4 protein-coding genes and 1 tRNA gene are annotated in these 6,136 nt (G+C 40.1%); 1 reads left to right on the forward strand and 4 read right to left on the reverse strand.

The window, feature by feature from the left end:
• Positions 1-250: 250 nt before the first annotated feature.
• Complete coding sequence (locus AAEY68_RS17445; RefSeq protein ID WP_024591316.1) at positions 251-1,015, reverse strand: class II glutamine amidotransferase; 765 nt, start codon at positions 1,013-1,015, stop codon at positions 251-253.
• Positions 1,016-1,339: 324 nt separating this feature from the next.
• On the opposite strand from AAEY68_RS17445, the gene fadE reads away from it, so the two are divergent.
• Positions 1,340-3,796 carry an acyl-CoA dehydrogenase FadE gene (gene fadE, locus AAEY68_RS17450; RefSeq protein WP_007586946.1) on the forward strand — a complete coding sequence of 819 codons (2,457 nt, stop codon included), beginning with the start codon at positions 1,340-1,342 and terminating at the stop codon, positions 3,794-3,796.
• Here fadE and AAEY68_RS17455 read toward each other — a convergent pair.
• The 3 genes from AAEY68_RS17455 to AAEY68_RS17465 all read right to left on the reverse strand — a co-directional run bounded on the left by AAEY68_RS17455 (position 3,771) and on the right by AAEY68_RS17465 (position 6,132).
• On the reverse strand, positions 3,771-4,913 hold the full coding sequence (locus AAEY68_RS17455) for a DUF6136 family protein (RefSeq protein ID WP_350586568.1): 1,143 nt from the start codon (positions 4,911-4,913) through the stop codon (positions 3,771-3,773). The genes fadE and AAEY68_RS17455 overlap by 26 nt on opposite strands.
• Positions 4,910-5,500: an ABC transporter ATP-binding protein gene (locus AAEY68_RS17460; protein ID WP_101163173.1), complete on the reverse strand. Its 591-nt coding sequence runs from the start codon at positions 5,498-5,500 to the stop codon at positions 4,910-4,912. Before AAEY68_RS17460 ends, AAEY68_RS17455 begins: the two co-directional genes overlap by 4 nt.
• A 555-nt stretch (positions 5,501-6,055) precedes the next feature.
• Positions 6,056-6,132, reverse strand: a tRNA-Asp gene (locus AAEY68_RS17465).
• Positions 6,133-6,136: the final 4 nt, after the last annotated feature.

The following is a 6,136-nucleotide window of genomic DNA, read 5'->3' on the forward strand; positions in this document are numbered from 1 at the left end:
AACCTAGGGGCTATTTAATCGCGGCGCGAGGTTTGTAACCTAGTGGGCTAAGTAAAAACCGAGCAACAAAGAGTAAATAGCCCCTAGGCAGAACCCTTCGGACAGCGTATGTTTGGCATTTATGCTACGTTATCGCCTATTTATGGGGAATAACCACACTACATAGGCTCTGCCTTGCCTAAATACCAAACAGTCTGCTGCAAATTTAACCTCGAAAGATAAACAGGTCCTAATATTTAAAATAGGTGGGCTAAATTAGCTCACCCATTTTAAACAATGCAAATTCCCCAGGCTCCATTTTTTGCCAACGCTCATCATTCGTCAAAGGCCTTGTAGCTATAACTGTTACTACATCGTTTGGTGTGGTCTCTTGTTGAAAATCAACCACCATGTCGGCGTCAATCAACGTTGCTTTACCAAATGGCGCACGGCGCGTTATGTAATGTAAGTTATTAGTGCAATACGCTAAAACAAACACCCCATCGGTCAATAACATATTAAACACCCCTTTTTCACGAAGGGTATGCGAAAGCTTAGCGGCGTATCTAAAAACCGACGCCATATTACTTGGACGCTTTGGGTATTTTTCACGAATTTTATCAAGTAACCAACAAAAAGCGAGTTCGCTATCGGTGTTACCTACTGGGCGATAGTACTGCGGTTTTAAATCATGATAATTAGATAGCTGCCCGTTATGAGCGTAAGTAAGCTCGCGCCCCCATAACTCTCGCGTAAAAGGATGAGTATTTTCAAGGCATACTCTCCCGCGGTTACCTTGGCGAATATGGCTAATAACCGAGACACTTTTAATGGGGTATGCTTTGACGAGCTTTGCAATTTCAGATTGATAACTCGGCTCAGGATCTTTAAAGGTTCTACAGCCTTTACCTTCGTAAAATGTAATACCCCAACCATCTTTATGTGGTCCCGTGTTTCCGCCACGCTCTAAAAGGCCTGAAAAACTAAAACAAATATCGGTAGGCACATTGGCTGACATGCCAAGTAATTCACACATTAATAAAATAACCCTTAAAAACCATACATTAAAATAAATAGCGTTATATTTGTGTATTAAGCGTACACTAATTTGCAGCCCGCTATAACGGCTATACTTACTTAAAAAGTGTCATTTTGCTATTAGATTTATTTATTTTTACGTTAACACTACTTACGGTTAATGCTTTGACTATACGATAGTTATTGTGCGTTCCTCTGTCGGGTAATTAAATATCGTATTTAAGTTACTTTCTACTACAATTTAACATCGTTATGTACTTGAAAATTACTGTTACTAGCGCTACTCTAAGTGAGGTGGTCTGACCTCTATTAAGGAATAAAAATGACACTCATATTTACACTGGTTCTAATCGCGTTGCTTTGCACTGCGGTTTACCACAGAGCAAGTTGGAACACAGCACTTGGTGTTTCGGCTATAACTTTATTAATTGGTACCTTTGCAGGTGCTTTTGGTTTAATTAGCTGGTTGATCTTTTTGATCATCGCGGTTCCTCTTTCTGTTACTGGCCTTCGTCAGCAATATATCATCAAGCCTATTTTTGCTACGTTTAAAAAAGTAACGCCAAGCATGTCTGATACTGAAAAATCAGCTATTGATGCCGGTACGACGTGGTGGGAAGCTGACTTATTTTGCGGTAACCCAGATTGGAAAAAACTTCACCAATACCCAGTTCCTAAACTTACTATTGAAGAGCAAGCCTTTGTTGATGGCCCTGTTGAAGTAGTATGTAGCATGTTGGACGATTGGGAAGCAACGCACGAACTAACCGACCTTCCTCAAGATGTATGGCAATATCTAAAAGATAATAAATTCTTTGCCATGATCATCAAAAAAGAATACGGCGGTTTAGAGTTTTCTGCATTTGCACAATCATGTGTACTTCAAAAACTAACAAGTAAATCAACATTACTTTCGTCAATTGTTGGTGTACCGAACTCTTTAGGCCCAGGTGAATTATTACAACACTATGGTACAAAAGAGCAAAAAGATCATTACTTACCGCGCCTAGCGAGCGGTCAAGAAATTCCATGTTTTGCATTAACTTCGCCAGAAGCGGGTTCTGATGCAAGCTCAATTCCAGACTACGGTGTGGTATGTAAAGGGCAATGGAATGGTGAAGAGGTTGTGGGTGTTAGTTTAACGTGGAATAAGCGCTACATTACACTTGCCCCAGTGGCTACCGTACTTGGACTTGCGTTTAAATTACAAGATCCAGACGGCCTAATTGGCGACAATAAAGAGCCAGGCATCACCTGTGCACTTATTCCAACGGATACTCCTGGAGTTGAAATTGGTCGTCGACATTTCCCGCTTAACGTACCATTTCAAAATGGTCCTACTCGCGGTAAAGACATTTTCGTACCACTTGATTATATTATTGGTGGTCCAGATATGGCTGGTCAAGGCTGGCGCATGTTGGTTGAATGTTTATCGGTTGGTCGTGCAATTACATTGCCGTCAAACTCTGCCGGTGGCATTAAAATGATTGCTATTGCGACAGGTGCTTATAGCCGCATTCGTCGTCAGTTCCGTTTACCTATAGGTAAAATGGAAGGTGTTGAAGAGTCACTAGCTAAATTAGCTGGTTACGCTTACAGCTCTGATGCTGCGGTTAGCATGTCTACGGGTGCGGTTGATTTAGGCGAAAAGCCATCTGTAGTTTCTGCCATTATTAAATACCACCTGACAGAGCAAATGCGTGATGCAACTATTCATGCAATGGATGTACTTGGCGGTAAGGGCATCATGCTTGGGCCAAATAACTATTTAGGTCGTGGCTATCAAGGTGCACCTATTGCCATTACCGTTGAAGGTGCAAACATCTTGACCCGTAATATGATTATTTATGGTCAAGGTGCTATTCGCTGTCATCCATTTGTACTTACCGAGCTAGGTGCGTGCGAAATTGAAGACCGCGAAGAAGCGCTTAACGTATTTGATAAAGCGCTAATGGGTCACATTGGTTTTACTATGTCGAACCTTGTACGTACTAAGTGGCTTGCTCTTACCGGCGCTCGTTTTACAAGTGTGCCGTACAACGACGAAACCGCTGAGTTTTACCGTATAGCGTCACGCTTTAGTGCATCACTTGCTCTTATGTCAGACATTAGCATGGCAGTATTTGGTGGTTCACTAAAACGTAAAGAACGTATTTCAGCACGTTTAGGTGACTTACTTAGTTACTTATACTTAGTGTCTGCAACGCTTAAGCGTTACAACGATGAAGGCCGTAAAAAAGAAGATTTTGCTCTAGTAAAATGGAGTTGCCAAGATCACCTTTACCATTGCCAACGTGCACTTGCTGATTTAATTAATAACATGCCTTCGGCTCCACTACGTGCCGTGTTAAAAGTATTGTTATTCCCGTTTGGTCGCCCGGTTCGTAAACCAACTGACCAACTTGAGCATAAACTTGCGCAACTACTACAAGTACCTAGTGAAACGCGTAACCGTTTAGCAAGCTATGTATACTTAACAAATGAGCCGCTTAACCTTGTAGGTCGTCAAGAGCAAACGCTTAAAGACGTACTTGCTGTTGAGCCATTATTTGACCGTGTATGCAAAGAAAAAGGTCTTAAACTGCCATTCTTCCAGCTTGATAAAGTAGCGCAAATGGGGCTTGAAGCAGGCATATTAAGCCAAGCAGAGGCTGATAAACTAGCTGCTGTTGAGCAATCTCGTTTAGATGTTATTAACGTTGATGACTTCGACCCTGCTGACTTACTTGCAGGCAAAGCCGCACGTAATAGCGTTAAAAAAGAAGCTGATGCTGCTTAACTAATTTAGTAAAGCAAGCACCCCAGCTGTAAAAAAAAATCCAAACCAGCGCATAATGCGCTGGTTTTTTTTGTGCAAAATTAACCTGCAACAAACACCACGGTAAACCTAAACTCAACAAAATAATGTTTAATCTCTCAAACGTAATGCTGTAAGTTACAAAGGTCGCTAAAAACAACAGCATACTAGGTATAAACTGGCTAATATAAAACGTCCGTGCTTTTTGGCATGTATTAAAAAACAAGCGATATTGTGTATAAATTTTAGCGCAATCAAATTGTAATGAGCTGCAAAATAATACAATAAAAGCCATCGCCACAGCATCAAGTATATTAACGAGATCAGCACGCTCAGCAGCTAACGTAGTCGAGGCCATAAACACACATAAAAGTAACGACATACGCCATACCAGTGTCCAGCTGTGATTTATAAAGTAGCAAGACCAAAAACCAAACAGTGACCGAACACTAACACGCCCATTTATATTAACTCTAGGTATAAGCAAGCTAATGCTAAAGATGATTGAAAAACCAATATGATAAATAAGCGGCGGTATGTTGATGGGAGTGAATAAAAAAAGGCCGCTTAACATAAAACCATAAACTAGTGCGCTAGGTTTGTATAAACACACAATGCCTAATCCTAACTGAATAAACATAAATACTATAAAATGCGGCACCTTTAACCACTGTTCAAAGGTAAGATCAAGCGCTATCAACAAACTAGCGATAAGCCAGCCATTGCTGATAAATAACAATTTAATATCGGCAAGGTGAAGCCAGCTAGAGTGAGCGATCGTAAGTTGAAACAGCCGTTGGTTACTATTTTTAATCGCCAGTTTCATTGCGCTTATCATCACGCTTTGCAATAACAAGTAAAATAGTGCCATTTGCGCGCCATATAAAGGCGTATCTGCACTATCTATAATTTTCCCTAAGCCTAAAAAAAGCAATAATACAAAACCAAGAGCGGATGATCCCAACACCACTAAAAATAACAAACCAAAGTTTTTTAGCTGTTGAAGCAATTGCTTAAGCTCAAACGTGTACGCTAAATACCGGTAACCTATAAACGCGAGATACTGATTAAGTTTGCTTTTTATGCTTATGATACTCATAGCGAGACACACTTAAAACCATGCTCAATAAACACAGCGGGCTCATGGCAAGTAATGATAATTTGCCCATTGGGTTTGTCAGCCAAATAAGCATCGAGTTGGCTTAAAAGAGTGTGAATACTGGTTTGATCGAGCGCAGCACTTGGCTCATCTAATAATAAATAAGGTGATTTACGCATTAATGCTAAAATTAGCTGGCATTTTTTTTGATTGCCCGACGACAGTGCTTCGAATCGCGTATTTAAAAATGCATTAAAGTTAAACCCGTTAACCAGCGAATGGGGCCAATCGCAACCTAATGTGTTAACAGATAAATCAATAATTTGATTTGCAGTTAAAAAATCTGGTAACGCAATACGGTCACTGGCAATTGCTACGGTTTTTGTTGGAGTGTTCAATCGGCTACCAGCAAATAAAAGTGAACCACTTTGCGGCTTTTCAAGTCCTGCTAGCATCATCAGTAATGTCGTTTTTCCTTGGCCGTTAGGCGCTTCAATACACCCCTTTTGATCTGAAAAAACTTTGTTGTAATCCTTAAAAACAACATTGCCTGAAAATTGCTTATTTAAGCTTATGACTTCAATCATAAAATATCCCTCTAAACTGACTATTCATTATAAGAATTCTGTTATGAGAAACAACTAATACCAATTCGCTTAATTAAGTGATCTATTTTGAGGATGGAGAAACGTGTTGATAGCTAGGCAAAAAATTCGCTATTTAGTTTTTCTAAATGAGAATTTTTTAACACAGGTAGCGACACGTTTAGCCCCGCAAAATGATTAAGTATTATTGCGGATTGGTATAATGATTGGAGTGGTGCTGTAGCTCACACTGCATACCACCCATGAAAAAATTAAGGTGGTTAAAATCGCTGAAATAGCTTCTGGCACGAGTAAATACTTTAACTAGCCGTTATAGCCGATAAGAGCTAATTACGTCATGTGTGACACCATGGGGCAATTTAAGACTGGAGCGGTATTCAGTGCTAAGTGTTTAACTATTCATGGAGATAGAAGAAGATGAATATTTAGGAATAAGAGGAATATTAAAAAGTCGATTTTTTAGCTGATAGCCAAAGAATGTTTTACTAAATTATTTAATCAAGGATTTTATAAACTTGTTATTGAGGAAATAACAAGTGGCGGAGTGGACGGGACTCGAACCCGCGACCCCCGGCGTGACAGGCCGGTATTCTAACCAACTGAACTACCACTCCGCAG

Origin of the sequence: Pseudoalteromonas sp. RB2-MNA-CIBAN-0110 (assembly GCF_040309305.1) — a bacterium.
In the GTDB taxonomy this organism is placed as follows: Bacteria; Pseudomonadota; Gammaproteobacteria; order Enterobacterales; family Alteromonadaceae; genus Pseudoalteromonas; species Pseudoalteromonas arctica.